This window comes from Reyranella sp. (assembly GCF_965279625.1).
Lineage (GTDB): Bacteria > Pseudomonadota > Alphaproteobacteria > Reyranellales > Reyranellaceae > Reyranella.
This window is the reverse complement of the sequence record NZ_OZ257251.1, coordinates 4642142-4667665: the sequence shown is the minus strand read 5'-3', so window position 1 is coordinate 4667665 and position 25524 is coordinate 4642142. Positions and strand designations below refer to the sequence as shown.

General features: G+C 66.7%; 24 protein-coding genes. 10 read left to right on the top strand and 14 right to left on the bottom strand.

What is annotated here, in order from left to right; genetic code table 11:
* Positions 1 to 6: 6 nt before the first annotated feature.
* Positions 7 to 1542 carry an alkaline phosphatase family protein gene (locus ACQY78_RS22665; protein WP_428679029.1) on the bottom strand — a complete coding sequence of 512 codons (1536 nt, stop codon included), beginning with the start codon at positions 1540 to 1542 and terminating at the stop codon, positions 7 to 9.
* A 96-nt stretch (positions 1543 to 1638) separates the two neighbouring features.
* On the opposite strand from ACQY78_RS22665, the gene ACQY78_RS22660 reads away from it, so the two are divergent.
* Genes ACQY78_RS22660 through ACQY78_RS22650 form a run of 3 tightly spaced genes read left to right on the top strand, consistent with a single transcriptional unit; the run spans position 1639 to position 4543 of the window.
* Complete coding sequence (locus tag ACQY78_RS22660; protein ID WP_428679026.1) at positions 1639 to 2535, top strand: LysR substrate-binding domain-containing protein; 897 nt, start codon at positions 1639 to 1641, stop codon at positions 2533 to 2535.
* Between the two features lie 44 nt (positions 2536 to 2579).
* Entirely contained in the window at positions 2580 to 3824 is a 1245-nt protein-coding gene (locus ACQY78_RS22655) for an MgtC/SapB family protein (protein WP_428679023.1), read from the top strand.
* Positions 3825 to 3850: 26 nt separating this feature from the next.
* Positions 3851 to 4543 carry an alpha/beta fold hydrolase gene (locus ACQY78_RS22650; RefSeq protein ID WP_428679020.1) on the top strand — a complete coding sequence of 231 codons (693 nt, stop codon included), beginning with the start codon at positions 3851 to 3853 and terminating at the stop codon, positions 4541 to 4543.
* A gap of 98 nt (positions 4544 to 4641) precedes the next feature.
* Here ACQY78_RS22650 and ACQY78_RS22645 read toward each other — a convergent pair whose 3' ends face one another.
* From ACQY78_RS22645 to ACQY78_RS22630, 4 genes are all read right to left on the bottom strand, one after another.
* Entirely contained in the window at positions 4642 to 5631 is a 990-nt protein-coding gene (locus ACQY78_RS22645) for a Bug family tripartite tricarboxylate transporter substrate binding protein (RefSeq protein WP_428679017.1), read from the bottom strand.
* Positions 5632 to 5708: 77 nt separating this feature from the next.
* Positions 5709 to 6392, bottom strand: a complete 684-nt coding sequence (locus tag ACQY78_RS22640; protein WP_428679015.1) for a hypothetical protein — start codon at positions 6390 to 6392, stop codon at positions 5709 to 5711.
* Positions 6389 to 7156: an SDR family NAD(P)-dependent oxidoreductase gene (locus tag ACQY78_RS22635; protein ID WP_428679012.1), complete on the bottom strand. Its 768-nt coding sequence runs from the start codon at positions 7154 to 7156 to the stop codon at positions 6389 to 6391. Before ACQY78_RS22635 ends, ACQY78_RS22640 begins: the two co-directional genes overlap by 4 nt.
* Positions 7157 to 7165: 9 nt before the next feature.
* Complete coding sequence (locus ACQY78_RS22630; protein ID WP_428679009.1) at positions 7166 to 8044, bottom strand: aldose 1-epimerase; 879 nt, start codon at positions 8042 to 8044, stop codon at positions 7166 to 7168.
* Positions 8045 to 8101: 57 nt separating this feature from the next.
* On the opposite strand from ACQY78_RS22630, the gene ACQY78_RS22625 reads away from it, so the two are divergent.
* From ACQY78_RS22625 to ACQY78_RS22615, 3 genes are all read left to right on the top strand, one after another.
* Positions 8102 to 8884 (top strand): HpcH/HpaI aldolase family protein, encoded by a 783-nt coding sequence (locus tag ACQY78_RS22625; protein ID WP_428679008.1) that lies wholly within the window; start codon positions 8102 to 8104, stop codon positions 8882 to 8884.
* A 13-nt stretch (positions 8885 to 8897) separates the two neighbouring features.
* Positions 8898 to 10076 (top strand): amidohydrolase family protein, encoded by a 1179-nt coding sequence (locus ACQY78_RS22620; protein WP_428679006.1) that lies wholly within the window; start codon positions 8898 to 8900, stop codon positions 10074 to 10076.
* A gap of 69 nt (positions 10077 to 10145) precedes the next feature.
* Entirely contained in the window at positions 10146 to 11678 is a 1533-nt protein-coding gene (locus tag ACQY78_RS22615) for an ABC-F family ATP-binding cassette domain-containing protein (protein WP_428679003.1), read from the top strand.
* Positions 11679 to 11812: 134 nt separating this feature from the next.
* On the opposite strand, the gene ACQY78_RS22610 is transcribed toward ACQY78_RS22615, so the two are convergent.
* From ACQY78_RS22610 to ACQY78_RS22585, 6 genes are all read right to left on the bottom strand, one after another.
* Positions 11813 to 13060: an Hsp70 family protein gene (locus tag ACQY78_RS22610; protein WP_428679000.1), complete on the bottom strand. Its 1248-nt coding sequence runs from the start codon at positions 13058 to 13060 to the stop codon at positions 11813 to 11815.
* Positions 13061 to 13157: 97 nt separating this feature from the next.
* Positions 13158 to 13934, bottom strand: a complete 777-nt coding sequence (locus tag ACQY78_RS22605) for an ABC transporter permease (RefSeq protein WP_428678998.1) — start codon at positions 13932 to 13934, stop codon at positions 13158 to 13160.
* Positions 13931 to 14716: an ABC transporter ATP-binding protein gene (locus tag ACQY78_RS22600; protein ID WP_428678996.1), complete on the bottom strand. Its 786-nt coding sequence runs from the start codon at positions 14714 to 14716 to the stop codon at positions 13931 to 13933. Before ACQY78_RS22600 ends, ACQY78_RS22605 begins: the two co-directional genes overlap by 4 nt.
* A gap of 147 nt (positions 14717 to 14863) precedes the next feature.
* A complete protein-coding gene (locus ACQY78_RS22595; RefSeq protein WP_428678993.1) occupies positions 14864 to 15877 on the bottom strand; it encodes an ABC transporter substrate-binding protein in 1014 nt (337 codons plus the stop codon).
* 68 nt (positions 15878 to 15945) lie between these two features.
* Positions 15946 to 17706 carry a glucan ABC transporter ATP-binding protein/ permease gene (locus ACQY78_RS22590; protein ID WP_428678990.1) on the bottom strand — a complete coding sequence of 587 codons (1761 nt, stop codon included), beginning with the start codon at positions 17704 to 17706 and terminating at the stop codon, positions 15946 to 15948.
* 23 nt (positions 17707 to 17729) lie between these two features.
* On the bottom strand, positions 17730 to 18905 hold the full coding sequence (locus tag ACQY78_RS22585; RefSeq protein WP_428678988.1) for a M20 aminoacylase family protein: 1176 nt from the start codon (positions 18903 to 18905) through the stop codon (positions 17730 to 17732).
* Positions 18906 to 18952: 47 nt separating this feature from the next.
* Here ACQY78_RS22585 and ACQY78_RS22580 point away from each other — a divergent pair, with 47 nt between their 5' ends.
* Positions 18953 to 19909 carry a threonine dehydratase gene (locus ACQY78_RS22580; RefSeq protein WP_428678985.1) on the top strand — a complete coding sequence of 319 codons (957 nt, stop codon included), beginning with the start codon at positions 18953 to 18955 and terminating at the stop codon, positions 19907 to 19909.
* On the opposite strand, the gene ACQY78_RS22575 is transcribed toward ACQY78_RS22580, so the two are convergent.
* Complete coding sequence (locus ACQY78_RS22575) at positions 19882 to 20367, bottom strand: Lrp/AsnC family transcriptional regulator (RefSeq protein ID WP_428678983.1); 486 nt, start codon at positions 20365 to 20367, stop codon at positions 19882 to 19884. The two genes, ACQY78_RS22580 and ACQY78_RS22575, sit on opposite strands and share 28 nt — an antisense overlap.
* Before the next feature lie 110 nt (positions 20368 to 20477).
* On the opposite strand from ACQY78_RS22575, the gene phhA reads away from it, so the two are divergent.
* Positions 20478 to 21221 (top strand): phenylalanine 4-monooxygenase, encoded by a 744-nt coding sequence (gene phhA / locus ACQY78_RS22570; RefSeq protein WP_428678981.1) that lies wholly within the window; start codon positions 20478 to 20480, stop codon positions 21219 to 21221.
* A gap of 58 nt (positions 21222 to 21279) precedes the next feature.
* Here phhA and ACQY78_RS22565 read toward each other — a convergent pair whose 3' ends face one another.
* The gene (locus ACQY78_RS22565) at positions 21280 to 23385 is read right to left on the bottom strand and encodes an acetate--CoA ligase family protein (RefSeq protein ID WP_428678979.1); all 2106 of its coding nucleotides are present in this window, start codon (positions 23383 to 23385) and stop codon (positions 21280 to 21282) included.
* Between the two features lie 20 nt (positions 23386 to 23405).
* Here ACQY78_RS22565 and ACQY78_RS22560 point away from each other — a divergent pair, with 20 nt between their 5' ends.
* Positions 23406 to 24377 carry a Bug family tripartite tricarboxylate transporter substrate binding protein gene (locus ACQY78_RS22560; protein WP_428678976.1) on the top strand — a complete coding sequence of 324 codons (972 nt, stop codon included), beginning with the start codon at positions 23406 to 23408 and terminating at the stop codon, positions 24375 to 24377.
* A 15-nt stretch (positions 24378 to 24392) separates the two neighbouring features.
* The gene (locus ACQY78_RS22555; RefSeq protein ID WP_428678973.1) at positions 24393 to 24794 is read left to right on the top strand and encodes a RidA family protein; all 402 of its coding nucleotides are present in this window, start codon (positions 24393 to 24395) and stop codon (positions 24792 to 24794) included.
* Positions 24795 to 24927: 133 nt separating this feature from the next.
* Here ACQY78_RS22555 and ACQY78_RS22550 read toward each other — a convergent pair whose 3' ends face one another.
* Positions 24928 to 25365 (bottom strand): GNAT family N-acetyltransferase, encoded by a 438-nt coding sequence (locus tag ACQY78_RS22550; protein ID WP_428678970.1) that lies wholly within the window; start codon positions 25363 to 25365, stop codon positions 24928 to 24930.
* Positions 25366 to 25524 lie beyond the last annotated feature (159 nt).

Below are 25524 nucleotides of genomic sequence, written 5' to 3'. Positions count from 1 at the left end.
TCTGCATCAGGGACGGACGTGGAGGCCTTTGGACGAAACGTGCATGCCGGTGAGGTCGCGCGCGTTCGAAATGATGCGCCACGACAGCATATTCTGCGCATAGGCCAGCATGGCCGGCGCCGACGCGGGATCGCGCGACAGGTCGTTGAAGCAGTGCGGATCGGCGGCAAGGTCGAAGAACAGCGGCGGCAGCGCGGCGAAATGGACGTACTTGAAGCGCTCGTCGCGAATGACGGCGAGCGAGCAGGCATCCATCGGCACCTCGAGCGCCGTCTCGGAATCGGCGGCGCCGAGGCCGCGGAAATCGAACTCCCAATGCACTTCGCGGCGCCAGTCCCCGACCGCACGTCCGTGCAGCAGCGGCAGCAGCGAGCGGCCGTCGCACTGGCGCGGAATGTCGAGGCCGAGCCAGTCGAGCACCGTCGGCATCACGTCGACCGCCTCGGTGAAACGCTCGATCGCCGTGCCCCGGCTTGCATTCGCCGCGGGCCGTGGATCGCGCACGATCAGCGGCACGTTGTAGGCCTCGTCGAAATAGCCCTGCTTGCCGAGCATCCAGTGATCGCCCAGCAGCTCGCCATGGTCCGCCGTCACGACGATCAACGTGTCGTCGTAGAGCCCCCACTCCTTCAGCTTGTCGATCAAGCGGCCGACCTGGTCGTCGACCTCCTGCACCATGCCGTAATAGGTCGCCCGGAGCTGCGCGACGTCGCTGGGGCTGAGGTCGGCGACCAGCCCCTGGCCGGTGACGAAGTAACTCGCCTGGTTCTGCGACTTGAGATAGCTCGCCAGAAGGGGATGCTGCGCGGCCTCCGCTTCGACCGTCTCGGCGCGACGGGGCGGCGGCATGTCGGCCGGATCGTAGAGCGTGTTGTAAGGCTCCGGGGCGATGAAGGGCGGATGCGGGCGGATGTAGGCCGCGTGCGCGAACCAGGAGCCGTTGCGGCGCACCGAGATGTAGTCGAGCAGGCGATCGGTCAGGAAGGCGGTGATGCTGTCCTGCGCCTTGAAGCGTGCCGGCGGAAAGGTCGGACCACGGTCGCCCGCCGGGCCGGCCGGCCGGTAGATCTCCGTGACGTCGTCGGCGAAGGGATAGCCCTTGGCCTTGAGATCGGCCATCCACGGATACGGCAGTTCGGGCAGATGCAGCTCCGGCGCGAAGCCGGGCATGACGGATTCGTAGGTCCGCAGCGCCGGGTCGTCGGGCGGCAACCCGGTCGGGTCGGCCGTCGTGTCGGTGTAGCCGAACAGCGCCGGATCGTAGCCGGCCTTGCGGCATTCCAGGGCGATGTTGGTGAAGCGACGCGCGAGCGGCGTGCCGTTCCGCATGACACCGTTGTTGTGCTGGTAGGTACCGGTCAGCAGCGCCGCGCGCGACGGCCCGCAGGGAGCCGCCTGCACGAAATGGCGGCGGCAGAGCACTCCATCGGCGGCCAGGCGGTCGAGATTCGGGGTCTTCAGGACGGGATTGCCCGCACAGCCAAGTGCATCGGCCCGCCACTGGTCGATGACGATGAAGAGGATATTCCTCCGCGCGACCATCAATGCCCCCTTTCCCCTCGGGGGATCATCGGGTGCGCGAACTGATAGGACAATTCAATATTACTTCTGTAACTTAAAAAATATTAATAATAGACCATGCTGCACACACAGATCCGCGCCTTCGATGCCGTCGCCCACCAGGGCAGCTTTTCCCGCGCAGCCGAGGCGCTGGGACTGACCCAGCCTGCCGTCACCATCCAGGTGAAGGCGCTCGAGGAACGCTACGGCGTGAAGCTGCTCGAACGGTCGCGCCGGTCGGTGCGCCTCACGGAAATGGGCGAACGCCTGTTCCGGATGTCGCGCCGCTATTCGAGTCTCGAAGAACAGATGCGCGAGATCCTGACCGAATCGTCCGAGCTCGAAAGCGGCCAGCTCAGCCTGACCGCTGACGGACCGCACATCGCCATGGGCGTGTTCGCCCGCTTTCTGGCGCGCCATCCCAACATCGAACTGTCGGTCGCGATGGGCAATACGCGCTTCGTGCGCGAGCAGCTGCTGGAGCGGCGAACCGACCTCGCCATCCTGCCTGGCGTGGAACGCCACCCGCAGATTCATGCCATGCCGCTGTGGCGGCATACCGCAGTGCTGATCGTGGCCAACGACCATCCCTGGGCGGGCCGCGAGAGCGTGCGGCTGGCCGAGCTCAACGACCAGCCCATGATCGCGCGCGAGGAAGGCTCGAACACCCGGCGCATCACGCACGCTGCGATGGCGAAGGCCGGCGTCCGACCCCGCACCGTGCTGGAGCTGGGCAGCCGCGAGGCGGTCTGCGAAGCGGTCGGCGCAGGCCTTGGCTTCAGCGTCATCTGGGAGCTGGAAGCGAGCGCTTCGACACGTTTCCGCACCCTTCACTTCCGCGACACGAAGATCACGAGCAGCGACTATGTCGCCTGCCTGAAGAGCGAGAGCATGCGCCGCAGCATCAAGGCCTTTTTCGCCGTGGCGGCCGGCCTGTCCAACCAGCGCGCAGCGACGCGGCGCGGTCTGCCCTGAGGCGCTGCGTGGCGCGCGCCATCTGATGCTACACTCGCCTGCTCATGCTGGAACTCCACTCCCTCTTTCTAGGCTTCGTCGTCGCTCTCGGCGTCGGCCTGCTGGTCGGCATCGACCGCGAGCGCAAGAAGGGCGAAGGACCCGGCCGCGGCGCCGCGGGCCTGCGAACCTTCACCCTCGCCTCGCTGGCCGGCGCGACGGGTGCCGCGGCCGGAGGCGATGTCCTGCTGGCCGCCGTCGTGCTGGGCATGGTGGCTTTCGCCGGCCTGTCCTACTGGCGTGCGCGCGACAACGATCCCGGCCTCACGACGGAGACCGCTCTGGTGGCGACGACGCTGCTGGGCGGGCTCGCCATTCGCGAACCCGCCTTCGCCGCAGGCGTCGGCGTGGTCGTCGCCCTGCTGCTCAACGCCCGTGTCGCCCTGCATCGCTTTGTCCGCTCGATGCTGACCGACGAGGAGATCCACGACCTGCTGATCTTCGCCGGCGCCACCCTGGTCGTGCTGCCGCTGCTGCCCGACCATCCGATCGGCCCCTATGGCGCGCTGAACCTGCGCACGATCTGGCTGGTGGTGATCCTGGTGATGGGCGTCGGCGCTCTGGGCTACATTGCCGTCAGGATCGTGGGCCCCCGCTTCGGCTTGCCGTTGGCGGGACTGGCCTCGGGCTTCATCTCGAGTTCGGCCACGATCGGCGCCATGGGCGCACGCTCGGCGCGCGATCCGCATCTGATGAAGCCCGCGGCCGCCGGTGCGACGATGTCCTCCATCGCCACGGTCGTGCAGCTCGGCATCCTGATCGCGGTCACCGACCTCGCCGCTTTCCGCGCCATCCTTATGCCGCTGCTGTTCGCGGGGGCGGCGGCGATCCTCTATGGCGGCGCCTTCACCCTGTGGGCGCTGCAGACGGACAGCGGCAAGGTCGAGGAAACGCAAGGCAGCGCCTTCAGCCTGCGCACGGCGCTGCTCTTTGCCGGCCTTCTGGCAGGCGTGCTGCTGCTGGCGGCCGCCCTTCAGGACTGGTTCGGCGAAGCCGGCGTGATCTTCGCCGCAGGCGCGGCGGGGTTTGCCGATACGCACGCCCCCGCCATCTCTGTCGCCTCGCTCGTTGCCGACGGGCGGCTGACGCCGGCCGCCTCCGTGATCCCGGTGCTTACCGCCTTCTCGACCAACACCCTGACCAAGACGCTGTTCGCCCTCACCGCCGGCGGTCGGCGCTTCGCGTTCTATGTCGTTCCGGGCCAGCTCCTCATGCTGGCGGCGGCATGGGCCGCGCTGCTCGTCGCTTGAGCCGAATGACCTCAGGAAGCAGCCACGTGAGATCCCTCGTCCTCCTCCCCGGCTTCATGTGCGACGCCGACCTCTGGACTGACATGCTCCCGCAACTCGAGCCGTTGGGGGCCCTGCATTTCGGCAACGTCTACGAGGACGATTCGCTCGAAAGCATGGCCGCACGCGTACTGGCGGAAGCGCCGGATCGCTTCGTGCTGGTCGGCTTCTCGATGGGCGGGTTCGTCGCCCGCATCCTAACGCTGATGGCGCCCGAACGTGTGACCGGCGTGGCCTTCGTCGCCTCCTCGGCGCGCGGCTATTCCGACGAGGAGCGGGCGCGACGGATCTCGGGCTTCCGGCCGGGCGACCGGCCGCCGCGCGACGCAGGAACGGTCACCACCGCGATGGGCCTGCATCCCGACCGGGAGACAGACCCGGTGCTGCTCGAGCGCCTGCGCGGCATGCAGCGGCGGCTCGGGCGGGACGTGCGCAAGCGTCAGGCCGCCCTGGTGCGCCGCGACGGCTATGCCGATCTCGGACGCATCGCCTGCCCGTCCCTGGTCGTGGCCTGCCGCCAGGACCGGCTGCGGACCTTGGCCGAAACCGAGCGCATGGCGCAGGCGCTGCCGAACTCCCGCTTCAGCATCATCGAGGATTGCGGGCACATGGCCCCGCTGGAAAAGCCGCACGAGCTCTCGACACGGCTCACCGCGTGGATCGATGGCTCGGGCCTGTAGCGCAACGCCAGCCTATGCGCGAGGCGGACCACGGCGTCGAAGACGACGCCCGGCCCACCCTGAGATTCGACCTCGCCCCTCCTCCCAAACGCCATGGCCTATTCGAGCTTGAGGTTGGCCTTGCGGATGACGGGGATCCAGGTGTCGGCCTGTGTCCGCATGATCTCGGAGAAAGCCTCCGGCGTGGTGAAGCGCGCCTCTGTGCCGAGATCATCGAACCGGCGGATGACGGCGGGATCCTGCAGCACGATCTTCATCGAAACGCTCAGTTTCGCCAGCACCGGCTCGGGAAGCCCCGCGGGTGCGATGAGGCCGAGCAGGTTGATCGCCTCATAGCCCGGAATCGTCTCGGCGACCGTCGGTACATCGGGCAGCGCCGGCGCCCGCTGCAGCGAGGTGACGGCGAGCGCCCGCAGCTTGCCATCCTTGAGTAACGGCAGCGCCGTCGCGATCGGCTCGAATTGGAACTGGATCTGGCCCGCCATCAGGTCAACCAAGCCGGGAGCCGTACCGCGGTAGTGCACCGGTTCGAAGCGCACATCGGCGCGTTGCTCCACGAGCAGACCGGCGAGATGCGTGAACGAGCCGGCGCCGGCCGTGCCCATTGTCATCTTGCCGGCCTCCTTGCGCGCCAGGTCCAGAAACTCCGTCATCGTCTTCGCCGGCATCGATGTATTCACCAGCAGGACCAGCGGCTGGAACGAGACGGCAGTAATGAAGGTGAAATCCTTCTGCCAGTCGTACGGCGAGCGACCGAACAGGGCCGGGCTGTTGGTCAGCGAGGCCGAGGTCATCAGCAGCGTGTAACCATCGGGCGCCGAGCGCGCCACGAACTCCGAGCCGATCATGGCGCCGGCACCTGTCTTGTTCTCGACGACGACCGGCTGGCCGAGTTCGGCCTGCAGGCGCGCCGCAACGATGCGGGCCGTGACGTCGACATTTCCGCCAGCCGCGAAGGGCGCGACGATCTTTACCGGCTTGGCCGGCCAATCCTGCGCCTCGGCCGGCGCGCCGATGATCTGGAGAGCCAGGACGGCGAGGCCTAACGAAAGGCAACGCAGGGCGCGCGCGAGATAGGACGTTTGCATCGGCCGACTTTGCGCAAAGCCTCCAGTTCAATCCACCGGCAATGCGCAACGGACACCATGTTGCGGAATGGCCGCCGTCAGGCGTTGCGGCGGCGCAGGCGGTCGATCAGCTCGGCCAGGCGGCTGCCTTGCGGCGTCGTGGGATCGAGCAACCGGTCGCGCGGCGTGTCGCGCGCCAGCCGGCTGATCTCCATCAGCGCACGGATATGCTGGCGGCGGGTGAGGCGATATTCCGACGACCGATGATGGAAGAAGAGACGCCTGAGCTGGCCGTCGCCGACCAGCGCATTGAGTTCGCTGGCGGTCACGTAGAGCAGGAAGCACACGAAGATCCAGACCTGCACCGCAATGAAGCGATGCCAGGTGAAGTCGACCAGCACCATCTGGACGATCTGGCCAAGGCTATGCGCCTCGAAGGCAACGTCCAGGACCTCCTCCAAGAAGCGCACGACCAGGACGACGAGGGAATAGAAGACGGTCTTGTACAGGATCGGCTGGATCAGAGGCGCGCCGCGGAACTTGTCGATGATGCGGACCTTGTCGACGACCAGCACCACCTTCCCGACGATCAGCGCCATCGTGCTGGCCAACAGGAAGCTACTGAGGTTGAACCAGTAGTCACGGGCCAGCAGATTGGTCATGAAGACGATCAGGTTGAAGGCAACGAAGAAATAGCAGGTCGGGGGAAGCAGGTGCCGGAACAGGCCGACCCACCACTCGAAGAAGCGTCTCGGCAGCGTAGCAATCGTGGCGGTGTTCACACGCGGCCCCCGTCGACGACGAAATCCTGCGCCGTGACCATGCGACTGTCGTCGGACGCCAGCCACAGCACCATGCGCGCGATATCCGGTGGATAGAGCAGCTCCTTGAGGCACTGCGCGCTGAGTTGGGCCGCCTTGGCTTCCGGCGTCACCCAGAGATCGAGCTGGCGCTGGGTCATGATCCAGCCGGGCGTCACGGCATTGAGGCGGATCCCGTCTCCGCCGAGATCGCGCGCGAGGCCACGTGTCATGCCGATCACCGCGGCCTTGGCCGCCTGGTAGACGGATAGGTCGGGCGTCATCGTGTGGTAGCTCACCGAGCTGAAGTTCACGACCGAGCCGCCGCCCGCCTTCTTCATCCCCGGCGCCACCGTCTGGATGGCGAAATACGCATGGCGCAGATTGACCGCCATGCGCTCGTCCCAGAAGTCCGGCGTCACCTGGTCGAGCGTGTGGCGATCGTCGCGCGCAGCGTTGTTCACCAGGACCGTAATGGTGCCGAGCTTGGCCGCGACGCCTTCGATGGCGCTCTGATAGGCGGCGACATCGCGGATGTCGCAGGGCACGAACAGCGGTGCAGGATGGCCGGCCGCCCGGATGCTCTCGACCAGCGCCGTCGACGAGGCCTCGTCGATGTCGACGAAGCCGACGCGCGCGCCCTGCGCCGCGAAATGCTCGACGATCGAAGCGCCGATGCCGGACCCACCGCCGGAGACGAAGACGGTACGGCCCGAGAGGCTGGGATAGGAAGCGAAGGGCGGCATGACACTCCTCTAGATCTGGACCAGCCGGAAAGTGATTTCGCCGCCGAGCGTGGCGCCGGCAGCGAGCCGCGTCTGCCCGATCGCGCCGTTGGCGTGACTGACCGGCTCGACACAGAAATGATGTTGGCCGTCGGGAACATAGATCACCAGATGACGAAATGCCTCCGTCGCCGTGAGAACGAGCCGAAGGCCGCGCTGCGGCCAGGTGACGGTGGCCTCGCCGTCCCAGCCGTCGAAGCAGTGATCGAGCCCCATCCCCTCGACGCGGCGCGAGCGCGAGAACTCCCATTCGGGCGGCACCGGCACGCGTTGCAGCGGCAGGACCTCGGCATCGGTGCGCCATACGCCTGCGAGACGGCAAGCGAGCTCGGTATCGGCATCGCACACGAAGAAAGGATGGAGGCCCAGGCCTGCCGGCACATCGCGGTCCTCGAGGTTCTCGATCGAGAGCTCGACGGTCAGACCCGTCTCATCGAGCACATGGACCTGCCGCGCGCGATAGCGGAACGGCCAGTCCACGCCCGCGACCCCGCGCTCGTGCACATAGACGAGTTCCGCGCGGGTACGCTCGTGGTGGAGCACCTGCCAGGCATGCCGCCATCCATCGCCATGCATGGGATGGCGAATCCCCGGCCAATTGCGCGCCAGCTGGAACAGGTCGCCGTCGAATCCGAGACGGCCGTTCGCGATGCGGTTGGAATACGGCACCAACGGATAGCAGGCCGTGTCCATACCGGTTCCCGAAGCCAGCGCAGCATCAGTGGCGGGCCGCAGCAGGTCGCCTTCATCCTTGCCGGGGCCCTCGACGGCAAAGCGTGCGATCGAGCCCCCGGCGTCCGGCGCCAGATCCACGGCCAGCCGGCCCGCCCGCAGCGACAAAAGCGTCACGCATTCCTCCGGCGCTGTGTAAACTCCCCCGTTCTCAAATGACGAGGAAACGCATCGATGTCGAACATGCTGAAGAGTCGGCTGCAGGCCGGCAAGGCCTGCGTCAATGGATGGCTGGCGATCCCCGATGGCTTCGCCGCCGAGACCATGGCGCAATGCGGCTGGGACAGCGTCACCGTCGACATGCAGCACGGCGTGCAGGACTACCTCTCGATGGTCCGCTGCTTCCAGGCGATGGACAAGTATCCCATCACGCCGCTGGTGCGCGTGCCGTGGAACGAGCCCGGCATCGTCGGCAAGGTCCTGGACGGCGGTGCCTGGGGCGTGATCTGCCCGATGGTCAACACGGCCGCCGAAGCCAAGGCGCTGGTTTCCTATGCGCTCTATCCGCCCAAGGGCAAGCGCTCCAACGGCCCGATCCGCGCCGGCGCCTATGGCGAGGCGACGCCCTACCAGGCGATGGCCAACGACGAAGTGCTGGTCATCCCGATGATCGAGACGCAGGAAGCGATCGACAATATCGACGCCATCCTCGACGTGCCGGGCATCAGCGGCATCTATATCGGCCCGTCAGACCTTGGCCTGTCGCTTGGCCTGAAGCCGATGCTCGACCGCGAGGAGCCGCAGATCCTGGAGATCTACGACAAGCTGCTTGCCGCCACCAAGAAGCGTGGCCAGTTCGCCGGCCTGCACAACGGCACCGGCAGCTACGCCGCGAAGATGGTCCAGAAGGGCTTCCAGCTCGTCACCATCGCCAACGACGCCGCCCTGATGGCCAAGGCCGCGCGCGAAGCGGTGGACCTCACCCGCAAGGAAGGCGGCCCGACGGCCGCCAAGTAAGGCGAGCAGAGGCGTGCGCTTCACCAACGCCACGCTGCCAGACGGCAGCCGGCACGATATCGAGGTCGAGGGAGGGCGGATCGCCGCCCTCCTCCCGGCTTCGGCGAAGGCTCCCGACGGCGACACCGTCGATCTGACGGGAACGATCGTCCTGCCGCCGCTGGTCGACGGCCATATCCATCTCGACAAGACCCTGCTCGGGCTGCCGTGGGTGCCCAATCAATCCGCGGGCAACAAGGTTTCGGACCGCATCGAGGCCGAGCGCCGCGTGCGCGCGGCACGTACGGTGCCGGAATTCGACACCGGCTCGAACCTGGTGCGCCAGGTCGTGGCCAGCGGCACGCTGCACATGCGGACGCATGTCGACATCGACAACCAGCTCGGGCTCCGCAACCTCCACGAAGTCCTGAAGATCCGCGAGCATTTTCGCGATCTCGTCACCATCGAGATCGTGGCCTTCCCGCAAAGCGGCATCCTGCGCTCCCCCGGCACGCAGGAGCTGCTCGACGAGGCGATCGCGCAGGGTGCGGATCTCGTGGGTGGCCTCGATCCGGTCGGCATCGACGGCGACCTCGATGCCCATCTCGATGCCATCTTCGCCATCGCCAGCCGCCGCGGTGTCGGAGTCGACATCCATCTTCACGATGGCGGCGAAGCCGGGCTGTCGCAGATTCTCGAAATCGCCAGACGCACCGAAGCGACGGGCCTGCAGGGCAAGGTCGCGGTCAGCCACGCCTTCGCCCTGGGCTCGGTCTCCACCGATCGCGTCACCCGCGCCGCCGATACGCTCGCCCGAGCCGCCGTCGCCATCATGAGCCATGGGCCGGGCGGCGCGACCATTCCGCCGCTCAAGCTGCTACGCGAGCATGGCGTCGAGGTGTTCGGCGGCTCCGACAATATCCGCGATGCCTGGTCGCCGTTCGGCAACGGCGACATGCTGGAGCGGGCCATGCTGATCGGCTATCGCGCCAACTTCCGCCACGACGAGGAACTGGCACTCGCCTTCGACATGGTGACCGCAGCGGGGGCGCGCGTTCTGGGCCTCACCGATTACGGGCTGAAGGTCGGCGGGCCTGCGGACTTCGTGACGGTCGAGGCGACCACGCTCGCCGAAGCCGTCGCGACCCGCAAGCGCCGCAGCCTGGTGGTCAAGGCCGGGCGGATCGTCGCCCGCGACGGCGCGCTGGTGTAGCAAGGCGACCGCTGGCTCCTGACGCCCCGCGGTGGTAAACGCGCGGTCCCTTTCGCGTCAGGATGGACGATGGCGTCGCGTCAGGCCGTGCTCGGCATGGAGCAGGCCTCTTTCTTCTACGGCTCGGGCCGCGTCTTCGAGAACGTGTCGTTCCTGCTGGACGATGCGCGCACGGCGCTGGTCGGCGAGAACGGCGCCGGCAAGTCGACCCTGCTGAAATGCCTCACGGGCGCGCTCGAGCTCAATGCCGGCCAGGTGACCCGCTCACGTGGCCTGCGCATCGGTCAGGTGCCGCAGGATGTGCCCGAAGGCCTCGCCGCACATTCTGTTCGTGAGGTTCTTGGCCGGTCGCTCACCAAAGTCGGCCAGGACGGCGAGGACTGGCGCATCGACGTGCTGGTCGACGAGATCGGCGTCGATCCGGAGATTCTCGACAAGCCGTTCGGCACGCTCTCGGGCGGCTGGCAGCGGCTGATGCTGATCGCGGCGGCGGCACGGCTCGAGGAACCCGACATCCTGATCCTCGACGAGCCGACCAACCATCTCGACCTCGCCAACATCAACACCCTGGAACGCTGGCTGACGGACGAGTTCTCCGTGCCGATGCTGATCGTCAGTCACGACCGAGAGTTCCTGGATCGCGTGACCGAACGCACGCTGTTCCTGCGCGCCGACGGCGTCCATGCCTTCAAGACGCGTTTCTCGATCGCGCGCGAGGAGCTGCTGCGCCGCGACGCCACAGCGGCGGCGCGGGCGCGGCAGGAGGATCGCGAGATCAAGCGCCTGGAACAGGCGGCGGCGCGCTACAAGGTCTGGGCGGTCAAGAACCCCGACCTCAACAAGCGAAAGAACGCCGTCGAGAGCCGCATCGCGCGTATCGAGAAGGAGCGCACCCAGACCTATGTCGCGCGCGAACGCCGGCTCGAACTGGCCGACGGCGAAATCGACGCCAAGGTGGCGCTGCGCCTGTCGAACCTCGACATCACCGTGCCGGGGTCGGGGCGCAAGCTGATCGGTATCGACCGGCTGGCCCTTGCCGCCGGTGAGCGCGTCGCCCTGCTCGGCACCAACGGCACCGGCAAATCGACCTTGCTGGCCGCGCTGGCGGCTGCCTACGAGCCCGGCCGCGAGCATTATGACGGACAGGCCGCCGTGCGCTTCAATCCGGCCTGTCGCCTGGTCTATTTCGACCAGACGATGCGCGGGCTGCCGGTCCGAATGAAGATCCTCGACTATGTGGCCTCGGCCGAGGGCGTGACCGAGAAGGAAGCGATCCGCCACCTTGCCGGCGCGGGCTTCGCCTTCGTGCGCCTGAAGGAACCGATCGGCGTGCTGAGCCACGGCGAGCGTGCGCGGCTGGTGTTCCTGAAGATGAAGCTGCTGCGGCCGAACTTCTACGTGCTCGATGAGCCGACCAACCATCTCGACATCGAGGGCCAGGAAGATCTCGAGGAGCAGCTCGAGAAGAGCGACGTGTCGTGCATTTTCGTGAGCCACGACCGCTTCTTCACGCGCACCGTGGCCACGCGATTCCTCGAAATCCGCAAGGGCCGCCTGGTCGAAACCGACGACGCCGACGCCTTCTTCGATTCGCAGGCTTAAGTCTTAGCCTCCCCATTCAGATGGGGAGGTGTCGCGTCTTACGCGACGGAGGGGTCATGCCCTTCATGCGACCGATGACCCCTCGGCCCCGAAGACCGGGGCACCTCCCCATTTGAATGGGGAGGTGGATTACATCACTTGCGACCCGACATCTGCGCGAGACCAAGCGCGACCGAGAGGAGGTCCGAGCCGCCGGCGATGCGGGCGGCCGGGGCTGCCCGCGCGACGGACTGGCGCACGGCCGGCACGCGGCTGGATCCGCCGGTGAGGAAGATCGTCTCGATCGCATCCGGCGTCAGGCCGGCGGCGGTGATACAGGCGCCCGCCGCCTCGCAAAGCCGGTCCGTCGCGGTGCCGATGGCCTGGTCGAACGCGCGGCGAGTCGCGATGGCCGACAGGCCCGCTTCGAGGAACGCGAGCGGAATGGCAACGCGATCCTCTTCGCTCAACGCGATCTTGGCATCCTCGACGGTGAAGGCCAGGCGATGACCCAGCCCCTGCTGCAGCAGCTTGAGGAGCCGCGAGACCTTCTCGGGCTCGCAGGCCAGCGACGCCAGCTCGGCCACCTCGCGCTCGTTCCTGTAGGTGTAGGCGAAGTTGATCGTCGCCCAGGTGGCGAGCTGGTGAAAGAGCGCGTTCGGCATCGGCAAGTTCTTCTTCACGAGCTGCGTGCCGAGCCCCAGCAGCGGCATCACCGAAGCGAGGCTGAGCGCGGTGTCGAGATCCGTGCCACCGATACGCACGCCGGTGCTGGCCAGCACATCGCTGCTGCGATCCGCCCGCCCTCGTCGCTCGGGGCCGACACGCACGGTCGAGAAGTCGCTCGTGCCGCCGCCGATGTCGGCGATCAGCACCAGCTCCTCGCGCGCTACGGTCTGCTCGTAGTGATGGGCGGCGGCGATGGGTTCGTAGGCGAAGGCGATCTCGCGGAAGCCGGCCTGCCGCGCCACACGTTCCAGCACGGCTTGCGCGCGCGCATCGGCCTGGTCGTCGTCGTCGACAAAACGCACCGGCCGGCCCAGCACGACGGAGGCGATCTCCTGGCCGGCGAATTCTTCCGCCTTGGCTTTCAGGTTCCGGACGAAGATCTCGACGACATGGGTGAGCGGCACCTTGCGGCCGCCAAGGCTCGTCTCCTCGTCGATCAGGGGCGAGCCCAGGATCGACTTGAGCGCCCGCATCAGCCGGCCCTCGGTCTGATCGACATAGGCCGCGATGGCGGCATTGCCGAGCACGACCCGGCCCTTGGTTTCGTAATCGAAGAACACCGCGCTGGGCATCAGCGTGTTGTCCGCCTCGATGGGCGCCAGCTCGGCCACGCCGTTGCGCATCACGCCGATCGCCGAGTTCGACGTTCCGAAATCCAGTCCGCACGCGAGCATGTTGATCCCCTGGAGGCGCGAAGGGGATGTCATCTATTACGATGCGCCACGCGGTGCCAGACTGTTTCTTCTCGCCTAGCCCCTGCGCGATGGAGCGCTAGGCGACGATCTCGCCCCGGAAGGCCCAGCGGGTCATGCGCTTCTCGACCATGGCGCAGACCGCGTACATGGCCACGCCCATGATGGCGATGGCGAACAGGCCGGCGAAGGTCGTGGGCGCGTCGTTGCGGGCGCTGGCCGACAGCATGAGGAAGCCGATGCCGTTATTGCCGCCCACCGTCTCGGAGATCACCGAGCCGATGAAGGCGAGCGTGATCGCCACCTTGAGGCTGGCGAACAGGTAGGGCATGGCGCGCGGAATGCCGACCTTGGTCAGGATCTCGAAGCGCGTGGCGCCGAGGCTGCGCAGCACGTCGCGCATCTCGGGCTCTATGGTGGCAAGCCCGGTCGCGACGTTCACCACGATCGGGAAGAAGCTGATCACGAAGGCGGTAATGACCGCCGGCAGCGAGCCGACGCCGACCCAGATCATCAGGATCGGCACGATCGCCACCTTCGGGATCGCATTGAAGGCGATCAGCAGCGGATAGAGGCCGGAATAGATGAAGGGCGAGGCGCCGACCGCGAGGCCGAGCAGCAGGCCGAACGCAATCGCCAGCAGGAAGCCGATCGTCGTGGTCCACAGCGTGTCCCAGCAATAGGCCATCAGGATGTCGAAGCGCTGGACGAAGACAGCGAAGATCTTGGTCGGCTTCGGCAGGATGATCTCGGGCACCTGGAAGACGATGCAGCAGACCTCCCAGACGATCAGCAGCCCCGCCAGGACCAGCCACGGCATGGCATGCCTCAGCGCCTCGCGCCGCAGGTCGCTCATGGCGCATGCTCCTGGTGGATGCGGTCGCGCAGCTCGTGGACGAGGTCGACGAAGTGCGGCTCGAAGGTCGTCTCCAGGGTACGCGGCCGCGGGATGTCGATCTTCTTGGCCAGCACGATCCGGCCGGGCCGGCGGCTCATCACATAGACCGTGTCGGCGAGATAGACCGCCTCACGCAGGTCGTGCGTCACCAGCACGCCGGTGAAGCGCTTTTCGAGCCACAGCGCCTGCATGACGCCCCACAGCTCCTCGCGCGTGAAGGCGTCGAGCGCGCCGAACGGCTCGTCGAGCATCAGGAGCTCGGGCTCGTGGATCAGCGCGCGGCACAGGTTCGAGCGCTGCTGCATGCCGCCCGAGAGTTGCCAGGGATATTTGTCGGCGAAATCCGTGAGGCCGACGGTCTTGAGGAGCTTCATCGCGCGCTCGACATACTCTGCGCGATGGCTGCGGAAGCGGCGCTTGTGCGGCTCGACCACCTCCATGGGCAGGAGGATGTTGTTCATGGTCGTGCGCCACGGCATCAGGGTCGGATTCTGGAACGCCATGCCGACGCCCTTGATCGGTCCCGTCACCTTCGCGCCGTTCACCCGCACCTCGCCGCCCGACGGCGGCAGCAGGCCCGTGACCAGCTTCATGATGGTGGACTTGCCGCAGCCCGACGGACCGACGACGGCGATGAACTCGCCCTTCTCGATGCCGAATGTCGCATCGGCCAGCGCCAGTGTGGTGTCCTTGCCCAGCCGGTAGGTGAGGCTGACGCCCTGGAGATCGACGAAGGCCATTTAAATCCTCCCCTCCCCTGTCTTACGGGGGAGGGCCAGGGAGGGGGAGAGCAACGCCATGATCGTCTCGACAGCGACATTCATGGTTTGGCTTTCCCCCTCCGCCCTTCGGGCACCTCCCCCGTGTGACGGGGGAGGTGTTTGATTCTACTTGGCGACCATCCGGTCGGCCTTGGGCGGCAGGTAGGCGTTGCTGAACACCTTGTCGGGCGCCGGCGCGTTCGGCAGGCCGAAGGCCTCGGACACGTCCTTCACCGCACGGGCGAAGCGGGCGGGGTCGACGTCGCCCATCCCGTTGGCCTTCACGTAGGGCGTCAGGATGTTGGTCTCCAGCGAGATCTGGAGACGTTCCATTTCAAGCTTCTCGTCGATCAGCGGATCGCGCTTCTTGGCGGCGGCAATGCCGAGCTGCGGGTTGGCAATGACGTCCTTCCAGCCTTTCACCGTGGCGGCCAGGAAGCCCTTCACGGCCTTCTCGTTCTTGATCATGTCGGCCGAGATGACGATGCCGTTGCCGTAGACGTCCATGCCGAAGTCGACGAAGCGCATCGCCACGATGTCCTCGAAGGCCACGCCGCGCGCCTTGAGGTCGAGCATCGACGAGAAATAGTGGCCGGAGATGAAGTCGACCGTGCCCTGGACCAGGCTCTGCTCGCGCAGCTGGGGCGTCAGGTTGACGTGCTCCCACTTTGTGATGCCGTTCTTCTTGGCGAAGGCCGGGAACAGGCGGAAGCTGGCGTCGAACACCGGGGCGCCCAGCTTCTTGCCCTCGAGGTCCTTCGGCGTCTTGATGCCGCTCTTCTTCAGCGCATAGACGCCGAACGGCGCGAAGTCGTAGACCATGAACACGCAGAGCACTTCCTTGCCCGGGTTCTTGGCATTGTATTCGATGGTCGAATTCACGTCGGCGAAGCCGATCTGGTAGGCACCCGTGGCCACGCGCTGCACCGCGCCGGCCGAGCCCTGGCCGGGGTCCATCGTGACGTCGAGCCCCTCGGCTTTGTAGTAGCCCTTCTCCAGCGCCACCAGAAACGGCGAGGTCGGGCCCTGGAAGACCCAGTCCAGGGTGAACTTGATCGCCGTCTGGGCATTGGCCGGCAGGCTGCCCAGGGCGAGCGCGACGGCCGCTGCACCGCCCAGAATCTTGGCGAGTTTGCTCATCTTCTTGATCCCCCTGAATTCCCTGTCGGCGACTCTTAGGCGGACATTTCACGCCCGCCAAGGGGATATCAGGCAGATTCTATGCCAGCCTGCTGCGTCGCCACCAGCCGGGCGAAGGCACCGCCCTGCGCGAGCAACGCCTGATAGCCGCCCTGCTCGACGACCCGCCCGTGTTCGAACACGACGACCTGATCGGCATCGCGGATGGTCGACAGGCGATGGGCGATCACGAAAGTCGTGCGACCCTGCATCAGGATCTTCAGCGCCTTCTGGATGCGGGCCTCGGTGACCGAGTCGAGTGCACTGGTCGCCTCGTCGAGGATCAGGATCGGCGGATTCTTGAGCAGGGCACGGGCGATCGCGAGGCGCTGGCGTTCGCCGCCCGACAGGGTGGTGCCGCGCTCGCCGACCAGCGTCTCGTAGCCTTGCGGCTGGCGCATGATGAAGTCGTGCGCCTCGGCCAGCTTGGCGGCCTCCTCCAGCTCGGCCTGGGTGGCGTCGGGCTTGCCGATGCGCAGATTGTCGGCGATCGAGCGGTAGAACATGGTGCTGTCCTGGAACACCACGCCGATGTTCCGGCGCAGCGATTCCAGCTTGATGTCGCGATGGTCGACGCCATCGATGCGGATTATGCCCGACTGGGCGTCCCACATGCGGTGCAGCAGCGACAGCGCGGTGCTCTTGCCGGCACCCGTCGGGCCGACGAACGCCACCGTCGCGCCGGCCGGCACCTTGAGGGAAAAATGCACCAGGGCCGGCCGCTTGCCGTCGTAGGAGAAGTTGATGTCGTCGAACTCGACATCGCCCCTGGCGCGCCCGATGTCGATGCCGTTGGGCTTGTCCGGCACGCTCGACTGCGAATCCAGCACGCGGAAGAAATCGCCCAGCGACGGCATCTGGAAGAAGATGCGGCTGACGAAGCCCGAGGCCTGGTCCATGCGCCCGATCAGCATGGTAGCGAAGCCCATGAAGCTCACGATCTCGCCGACCGTCGCTTCATTCCGTGTATAGAGCCAGGTGCCCAGCACGAAGATCGCGATCACGGTGACCGTCGAAGCCGCGCGCGTCATCACCGACAGCAGCGCCCACCAGTTCAGCACCGGGAACTGCGCCTGCAGCGTCTGGCCGATGATGCGGTGCATTTCGCTGGTCTCGGCGCCCAGCCGTACGAAGCTCTGGATGAGGCTGATGTTGCCCAGCGCGTCGCCCGCACGGCCCGCCAGTTCGCTGTGCAGGTCCTCGACCTCCTTCTGCAGCCGGTCGGTGCGACTCACGACCCAGACATTGGTCACGGCGAAGAACAGGATCAGGACCAGCAGTAGCAGGCCCAGCCGCCAGTTCATGAAAAGGCTGAGCGGCAGCATGACGAACAGCGCCACGAGGGTCGCCAGGTTCTCGCGGAAGAACGACAGCCAGATGCCGAACAGGTTGTCGACGCCCGTCAGCATGATCTTGATCAGCCGGCCGGAATGCTGGGCATTGTGGAACGAGAACGGCAGCATCAGCAGATGCTGGAAATAGGTCGCCATCGCGCCCAGCCGGCGGCGATGGGCCATCCGGTCGGCCTGCAGCGAGACCACCATGTTGGCCACGATGCCGCCGATGCCGACCAGCGCCCACAGGCCCAGGATCTCGCGCGCATCGCGCCACAGGAGGTCGACCGGCCGGTCTCGCGCGGTGCTCAGCAGGTCGATCACCTTGCCGAACAGCACCGGCTCATAAAATTGCAGGCCGGCCACCGCGATGTTCGCGATGGCCAGCGTGATCGCGAGGCCCTTCTCGGCACGGAGCAGGCCGATCACACGGCCATAGACGCGGAAGAATTCCATTTGATTCGTCCGCGCCCGTCTCTCTAGGCCGCCTTGGGATCGAGGAAGCGCTCGACGGTGCGCACGAAGAAGCTCACGCCGAACGGGATGGCCATGTCATTGAAGTCATAGCGGGAATTATGCAGGCTGACCGTCCCGGGACCGCCGCCGTTGCCCAGCCACACCATGGCGCCCGGCACCTTCTCCAGCATGTAGGAGAAGTCCTCGGCGCCCATGCTCGGGCGTGTATTGTCCTGGACTGCATGTTCGCCGCAGACCCCGGCGGCCACATCGGCGGCAAAGCGGGCCTGCTCGACGTCGTTCACCGTCGGCGGATAGCCCGGCTTGTGCTCGACCTCGATCTTGACGCCGTGCATCCGGGCGGCACCCTCGCAGATCTCGTCGATGCGCCGCTTCACCAGCGCGCGGTTCTCGGGCGTCGTCGTGCGGGTGGTGCCGCCGATATGCGCATCGCCCGGAATGACGTTGTAGGCCGAGCCGGCATGGAAAAAGCCGACGGTCACGACGCCCGAATCGATCGGATCGATGTTGCGCGAGACGATGGTCTGGAGCGCCATCACGATGTTCGCGCCGACGACCATGGGATCGAGCGTCGAATGCGGATGGGCGGCATGACCGCCCTTGCCGGTGATGCGGATGTCCCAGCGATCGGCGGCCGCCAGCAGCGGACCGCCCTTGGTGACGATATGGCCGACCGGGACACCGGGCTTGTTGTGGATCGCGAATACGGCGTCGCAGGGGAACTTCTCGAACAGCCCATCCTCGATCATCACCTTGGCGCCGCCGCCGCCCTCTTCGGCCGGCTGGAAGATGAAGTGGACGGCGCCCTCGAAGTTCCGCGTCTCGCTGAGCACCTTGGCGGCGCCCAGCAGCATGGCGGTGTGGCCGTCATGGCCGCAGGCATGCATGCGGCCGGGATTGGTCGACCGGTGCGCGAAATCGTTGACTTCGTCCATCGGCAGGCAGTCCATGTCGGCGCGCAACCCGATCGACTTCAGCGAATTGCCCTTGCGGAGGGTACCGACCAGGCCGGTCTTGCCCAGGCCGCGCGTCACTTCAAGGCCCCATTCCTCCAGCTTGGCCGCCACCACGTCGGAGGTGCGGTTTTCCTCGAAGGCGAGTTCGGGATGGGCATGGATGTCGCGACGGATCGCCGAGATCTCGCCCTGGATTTCAAGTGTACGCGGCAGGACAGGCATGGGGTACTCCGGTTGGAACCTCAACCATCTTAGACCAGAGTAGGACCATGTTGTCTCTCGACGAGATCGAGCGGGCTGCCGCCATCGTGCAGGACGCCATGCCGCCCACCGCGCAATATGCGTGGCCCCTGCTCGCCCGGCGGACGGGCTGCGAGACCTGGATCAAGCACGAGAACCACACGCCGACCGGCGCCTTCAAGGTGCGCGGCGGGCTGGTCTACATGGACCGCCTGAAGCGCAGGTCGCCCCACACCAGCGGCGTCGTCAGCGCGACCCGCGGCAACCATGGCCAGAGCATCGCGCTGGCGGCGGCGCGCAACGGCATCGCCGCCACGATCGTCGTGCCTCACGGCAATTCGGTCGAGAAGAACGCCGCCATGCGTGCCTTCGGGGCGGAACTCGTCGAGGCCGGGAGCGATTTCGACGCCGCAAGGGAAGTGGCGATCAAGCTGGCCGGCGAGCGCGGCCTAACGATGGTGCCGTCCTTCCATCGGGACCTGGTGGCGGGCGTCGCCTCCTATGCACTTGAACTTTTCCGCACGGCTCCGCCGCTCGACACGGTCTACGTGCCGATCGGGCTGGGCTCCGGCATCTGCGGCACCATCGCGGTGCGCGACGCGCTCGGGCTCGGGACCAAGGTGGTCGGGGTCGTCTCGACCGAGGCGCCGGCCTACGCCCTGTCCTTCGCCGCCGGCAGGGTCGTGCCGACCAACAGCGCCGACACGATGGCCGACGGCATGGCGGTGCGCGGCCCTGACGCGGAAGCGCTCGAGGTCATCCTGAAAGGGGCGGACCGCATCGTGCAGGTCAGCGACGCCGAGATCGGCGCGGCGATGCGGGCCTACTACGAGGACACGCACCAGCTCGCCGAAGGCGCCGGCGCCGCCGCACTCGCGGCGCTCCTTCAGGAGCGCGAACGCATGGCGGGCAAGCGCGTCGGCCTGATCCTGAGCGGCGGCAACATCGACCGGCCGGTCTATTTGCGCACCCTCGCCGGCGGCTGAGGCGCCCACACGAGGTCGCTCTTCACCGCCTGCATGATGAAGGAGGAGCGCGTGCCCCGGACGCCGGGCATGCGCAGCAGCGCCTTCATGGCGAACTCGCTGAAGCTCGCGAGGTCTGGCGCCAAGATATGGAGCAGGAAGTCCATGTCGCCGGTCACGGCATAGCAGGCGACCACCTCGGGGCGCGCACGGATCGCCGCCTCGAAGGCCTCGACGGTCTTCTCCGAATGATCGTCGAGCGTCACCTGCACCATCGCCTGCAGGGCGAGCCCTAGGGCCGGCGGCGAGACCAGAGCGGCATAGCGTTCGATCACCCCCTCTTCCTCCAGCCGCTTCACGCGGCGCTGGCAGGGGGTCGGGGACAGGCCCACCCGATCCGCGAGATCCACCATCGGCATCCGGCCTTCGGCCTGCAGGGTGGCGACGATGCGTCTATCGATGTCATCCAGCTCTATCATGGTGATAATCTCTCATATCGTCGCGCATCTGAGATGATATCCCTGAATTCGACTGCTTCGAAGCCCAACTTCGCAGGGATTCACCAGCCGGGCGGCCCCATATTCAAGGCATGAACACCTCACCCCTTGAAAACCTGCGTGGCGACTATGCCGGCATGGCGCCGGACTGGACGGTGCCGCAGCATCCCGACCTGCATTCCGACGAGGACCAGGCGGTGTGGCGCCTGCTGGTCAAACGCCAGCGCGCCCTGGCCGAACGATATGCCTCCACGGAGTTCCTGGAGGGGCTCGAGGCGATCGGCCTGGGCGACACCATTCCTGATTTCGCGGCGGTCAATGCGCGGCTGGAGCCGCTCACGGGCTGGCGCATCGTTGGCGTGCCCGGACTGATCCCCGATGCGGCGTTCTACGACCATCTCGCCCATCGCCGCTTCCCGGTGACGGTGTGGATTCGCAAGCGCGAGGAGATCGACTATCTGGTTGAGCCCGACCTGTTCCACGACTTCTTCGGCCACGTGCCGCTGCTCACCAACCCGGTGTTCGCCGACTACATGCAGGAGTACGGCCGTCGCGGTGTCGAGGCCGGGCCCAACGTCCATCTGCTGGCACGCCTCTACTGGTTCACCGTCGAGTTCGGCCTGATCCGCACGCCTCAGGGGATGAAGGCCTATGGCGCCGGCATCCTGTCTTCGGCCGCCGAAGTGAAGCACGCGATCGAGGGCGACGGCGTCGAACGGGTCCCCTTCGATGCGACCGTGGCGATGAACCGCCCCTACGAGATCGACCGGCTGCAGAGCACCTATTTCGTGCTCGACGATTTCCGCCAGCTCATGGACCGGCCCTCTGTTAACTGAACAATCCGTCATCTCTCCGCTCCGCACCTTAGGTGCTGCGGTCGAGACGACGGGATTTCTAGGGTGAGCCCAACACGACCAGCCCATCGACGGCGACGACACCCTCACCTTCGCGCTTCACCAGCAGCGGGTTGATCTCCGCCTCCGCCACATCGGCGAACAGCCTGTGGGCCAATGCAGAGAACGCGGCGATGGTCTTCGCGAGGGCGGCGACGTCACCCCTCGGCAGGTTGCGATAGCCGCGGATGGTCGCCAGCCCCTTCACTTCAGCAATCATCTGCATCGCCTCGGCTTCGTCGACGGGCGCGAGACGCGTCGTGGCATCCTTGTAGATCTCGGCCAGCACGCCGCCGAGGCCGACAGTGATGGTCGGACCCACGAGCGGATCGCGGCGGTAGCCGAGGATCACTTCGATGAGCCCGCGCTCCATCTTCTGCACCAGGAAGCCCTGCAGCCGCGCGCCGGGCGCGTGGGCCTTCACGCGCTTCTCGATCTCGCGCGCCGCGACGGCGGCTGTCTGGCCGTCCGGAATGCCGAGTGCCACGCCGCCCGCTTCGGTCTTGTGCGGGATGTCGACGGAGAGGATTTTCAGCACGACCGGCGTGCCGACTTCGTTCACCGCCGCCGCGACGCGCCTTGCATCGGGGACGGTCGTCGACCTGGCCATCGGCACGCCGAGGGCCGCGAAGAAGTCGGCGGCACGGCGCTCGTCGAAGCCGGACGCACGACCGGCTTCCAGCGCGGCAAGCGCGTCGATCGACGGTTCGGCAACACGCGGGACGGGCTGCGGCGGCGTACGCAGAAGACAGAGCGCCATCGCCTCGGCGCAGGATTCGGGATGGCGAAAGGCCGGCACGCCGGCCGCCGTCAGCAGGGCCAGCGACGTCTCGGCCGACGGCGTCAGCGCCACGGCGAACGGTTTCGCCGATCCGGCAAAGCGCAGCAACGGCTCGACGGCGAGCTCGGGATTGAACTGCGCGGAGGAGCCGACCACGAAGATCGCCGCGTCGTTGCCCTCGTCGGCCAGCAGCCGCTCGATCGTGCCCGCCACGATCTCGGGCTTGGCACCGGCCAAGGTGAGATCGACCAGCTTGCCGTCGCCGGCGGCGATGCCAAGCGGCTGCAACCATTCCACGAGGTTCTTCGGCGGGCCCACAATGTCGAGACCGGCCATCGCCATGCTGTCGACCACCATGGCCGCGCCGCCGCCGGTGGTGGTCGCCACCGCCACGCGTCGGCCGCCGCTCCTCGACTTTGCGTGGCCGACCAGGAGCGACGGCACGTCGATCAGCGATTCGAACATCGAGACGCGGGCGATGCCGTGTCGGCGGCAGAAGGCATCGAAGGTCGCATCGGAACCGGCAATGGCGCCGGTATGCGACTTCGCGAGCTCCTGGCCGATGTCGGAACGGCCGAGCTTGTAGGCGATCACCGGCTTGCCCGCTTCGTGCGCCCGGCGCGCCGCGCGCGCCAGACGCTCGCCGTCGCGCAAGGTTTCCATGAACAGCAGGATGGCTTTGGTCTTCGGATCGTCGACCAGCAGATCCGCGATCTCGCCGACGGCGAGGTCGACCTCGTTGCCCACGGAGATCAGCCGCGAGAAGCCGATGCCGCGCGCATCGGCGCGGGACAGCAGCGCGCCGATCAGGCTGCCGCTCTGGCTGACGACGGCCCAGTCGCCGCTGCGCAAGTTCTCCACGGCAAAGGCGGCATTGGCGGTCAGCGCCATGGCGGGATCGGTGCTGACCGTGCCGATGCTGTTGGGACCGACGAGGCGGATGCCGGTCTCGCGCACGACCTTCGCCAGCTCGTCCTGCAGCGAGGCACCGGCCGCACCCGCATCGGCAAAGCCGCCGGCCAGGATCGACGCGACCTTGACGCCGCGCCGGCCGCAATCGGCCAGCGCGCGTACCGCGGCCGCGCCGTTCAGCAGGATGTAGGCGTGGTCGATGTCGCCCGGGATCGCGTCGAGATCCTTGTAGGCCGGCTCGCCCAGTATTTCGCTGCGCGACGGATTGACGGGCAAAATCTCGCCGGTGAAGCCGTGCTTGCGCAGGAAGCGCTGGGGCCGAGATGTCGTTTTGGTGACATCCGACGAGGCACCGATCAGCGCGACACGTCGCGGTTCGAAAAGGGCGGAGAACAGAACCTTGGGATCACTCATCGCCCGAGTATACTCCGTGCATGCTCAACCGCCGCTCCTTCGTCGTCGCGACGCTCGCCGTTGCCGCCACTCCTGCCGCCGCGCAGACCGCGCCGTGGCCCAGCAAGCCCATCAAGCTCGTCGTGCCCTACGCGCCCGGCGGCACCACCGACGTGGTGGCCCGCATGGTGGCCGAGTATCTCGGCCAGAAACTCGGCCAGAACATCATCGTCGACAACAAGCCCGGCAAGGGCGCGATGGTCGGCACGGCCCTCGTCGCCAAGGCAGCCCCCGACGGCTACACGCTGCTGATGTCGGTGATCTCGGGCCTGTCGATCTCGCCCACGCTCTACGGCGGCGGCGACTTCGATCCGATGGGCGACTTCATCCATGTCTCCATCGCCTCGACCAATCCCAGCGTGCTGGTCGCCAATCCGAATTTCCAAGCCAAGACCTTCAAGGAGTTCGTCGACTACGCCAAGGCCAATCCGGGCAAGCTCTCCTACGCGACCTCGGGTGCCGGTTCGAGCAACCATCTGCTGGGCGCGCGGCTTGCCCAGGTGATCGGCGCGGAGATGGTCCACGTGCCCTATCGCGGCGCCGGGCCTGCCATGATCGACACGATCGCCGGCACCGTGCCCGTGATGTTCGATTCGCTGCCCTCGGCCGCGCCGCACATCAAGGCCGGCAAGGTGAACGCCCTGGCGGTGAGCAGCGAGACACGCAGCCCCGCCTTTCCCGACGTCCCGACGATGAAGGAACTGGGCTATCCCGACCTGATTTCCTATTCCTGGTTCGGCATCTCCGTGCCGGCGAAGACACCGCAGCCGATCGTCGATCGCCTGGCGACCGAGATGCAGGCCGTGCTGAAGGAGCCTGCCGTTATCAAACGCTGGGAAGAGATCGGCGCCGAGGGCAGCACCATGACGCCGGCCGAGGTGACGCGCTTCATCCAGGCCGAGATCGACAAATGGACGCCGGTCGTGAAGTCTTCGGGGGCGAAACCCGGGTAACCGCAAGGAGACGCCATGACCATCCGCCGCGTGATCTCACCCGACGTCGCCGAGCCTCCGCCCGAGCGCTGGTCGAACTGCCTCGTGGTCGACGGCGTCGCCTATGTTTCCGGCATGACCGCGCGCGGCGCCGATCCCGAGGCGCTGGGCAAGATGGACGAATACGCCCAGACCAAGGTTATCTTCGGCAAGATCAAGTCGCTGGTCGAAGCCGCCGGCGGCGCCATGTCCGACGTGGTGAAGATCACGGTCTTTCTCACCCGGATCGCCAACAACACCAAGGTCTGGGAAGCAAGGCGCGAATTCTTCACCGGCGATTTCCCGGCTTCCACCCTGGTCGAGGTGAGCGCCCTCGCCGCGCCCGAAATCCTCGTCGAAATCGAGGCCATCGCCTACATCGGCAAGGGCCGGCGCTAGATTCCAAACAGACCTCACCCTGAGAGCGGCCCAGTGGCCGCGTCTCGAAGGGTGGGCACGCACACAACATTCGTTGTCCATCCTTCGAGACGGCGCTTCGCGCCTCCTCAGGATGAGGCTGATTGGTGAAGCGCTAAGTCAGTTCGATGTCGTAACGAATGAACCCGCGGTTTACGGCCATCTTGTCGTAGAGCAGCCGTGCGGTCGTGTTGCTGGCCTGCGTCTGCCAATAGAGCCGCGGGCAGCCTTGCGCTTTGGCCCAATCGGCGACCGCCTGGATGAGCGCCCGCGCCACGCCCTTGCCGCGCACCTCGGCCGAGGTGAACAGGTCCTGCAAGTAGCAGACATCGTCGGACGAGGTGTTGGCGTGGATCAGGAAGTGCGTGATGCCGACCAGGCGTCCGTCGAGCCGGGCGCCCAGCGCGTGCATGCGCGTGTCTTTCGCGAATTCGCTCCAGGCGCGGTCGTACATCGCCTGCGGCAGCGTGCGCTCGTAGAAATCCATGTAGCCGCGGAACAGCACTTCCCACTGTGCGCGATCGGACGGTTCAAGCTTTCCGATGGTGATCATCGCGCCCGACTATACAGGCTCTTGCCGGCGACCGGCACGGCCATTGCTACTCCGGAGCCACCGATGGCTGTGTCTGCGGGGATTCAGCGTCTGGGGTGCTTCGAACACTTGATCGGCCACAGGGTGATCGAGTATTGCCACCTCATTATCCGCACGCGG

Excerpts from the sequence above, each read along its gene's own strand:
- ACQY78_RS22560 (WP_428678976.1), top strand. The coding sequence starts at position 23,406 with ATGCTCAACCGCCGCTCCTTCGTCGTCGCGACGCTCGCCGTTGCCGCC.
- ACQY78_RS22635 (WP_428679012.1), bottom strand. The coding sequence starts at position 7,156 with ATGCCGCCCTTCGCTTCCTATCCCAGCCTCTCGGGCCGTACCGTCTTC.
- ACQY78_RS22615 (WP_428679003.1), top strand. The coding sequence starts at position 10,146 with ATGGCGTCGCGTCAGGCCGTGCTCGGCATGGAGCAGGCCTCTTTCTTC.
- ACQY78_RS22625 (WP_428679008.1), top strand. The coding sequence starts at position 8,102 with ATGTCGAACATGCTGAAGAGTCGGCTGCAGGCCGGCAAGGCCTGCGTC.
- ACQY78_RS22555 (WP_428678973.1), top strand. The coding sequence starts at position 24,393 with ATGACCATCCGCCGCGTGATCTCACCCGACGTCGCCGAGCCTCCGCCC.
- ACQY78_RS22655 (WP_428679023.1), top strand. The coding sequence starts at position 2,580 with ATGCTGGAACTCCACTCCCTCTTTCTAGGCTTCGTCGTCGCTCTCGGC.
- ACQY78_RS22580 (WP_428678985.1), top strand. The coding sequence starts at position 18,953 with ATGTTGTCTCTCGACGAGATCGAGCGGGCTGCCGCCATCGTGCAGGAC.
- ACQY78_RS22590 (WP_428678990.1), bottom strand. The coding sequence starts at position 17,706 with ATGGAATTCTTCCGCGTCTATGGCCGTGTGATCGGCCTGCTCCGTGCC.
- ACQY78_RS22610 (WP_428679000.1), bottom strand. The coding sequence starts at position 13,060 with ATGCTCGCGTGCGGACTGGATTTCGGAACGTCGAACTCGGCGATCGGC.
- ACQY78_RS22585 (WP_428678988.1), bottom strand. The coding sequence starts at position 18,905 with ATGCCTGTCCTGCCGCGTACACTTGAAATCCAGGGCGAGATCTCGGCG.
- ACQY78_RS22665 (WP_428679029.1), bottom strand. The coding sequence starts at position 1,542 with ATGGTCGCGCGGAGGAATATCCTCTTCATCGTCATCGACCAGTGGCGG.
- ACQY78_RS22565 (WP_428678979.1), bottom strand. The coding sequence starts at position 23,385 with ATGAGTGATCCCAAGGTTCTGTTCTCCGCCCTTTTCGAACCGCGACGT.
- ACQY78_RS22575 (WP_428678983.1), bottom strand. The coding sequence starts at position 20,367 with ATGATAGAGCTGGATGACATCGATAGACGCATCGTCGCCACCCTGCAG.
- ACQY78_RS22550 (WP_428678970.1), bottom strand. The coding sequence starts at position 25,365 with ATGATCACCATCGGAAAGCTTGAACCGTCCGATCGCGCACAGTGGGAA.
- ACQY78_RS22660 (WP_428679026.1), top strand. The coding sequence starts at position 1,639 with ATGCTGCACACACAGATCCGCGCCTTCGATGCCGTCGCCCACCAGGGC.
- phhA (WP_428678981.1), top strand. The coding sequence starts at position 20,478 with ATGAACACCTCACCCCTTGAAAACCTGCGTGGCGACTATGCCGGCATG.
- ACQY78_RS22595 (WP_428678993.1), bottom strand. The coding sequence starts at position 15,877 with ATGAGCAAACTCGCCAAGATTCTGGGCGGTGCAGCGGCCGTCGCGCTC.
- ACQY78_RS22645 (WP_428679017.1), bottom strand. The coding sequence starts at position 5,631 with ATGCAAACGTCCTATCTCGCGCGCGCCCTGCGTTGCCTTTCGTTAGGC.
- ACQY78_RS22600 (WP_428678996.1), bottom strand. The coding sequence starts at position 14,716 with ATGGCCTTCGTCGATCTCCAGGGCGTCAGCCTCACCTACCGGCTGGGC.
- ACQY78_RS22605 (WP_428678998.1), bottom strand. The coding sequence starts at position 13,934 with ATGAGCGACCTGCGGCGCGAGGCGCTGAGGCATGCCATGCCGTGGCTG.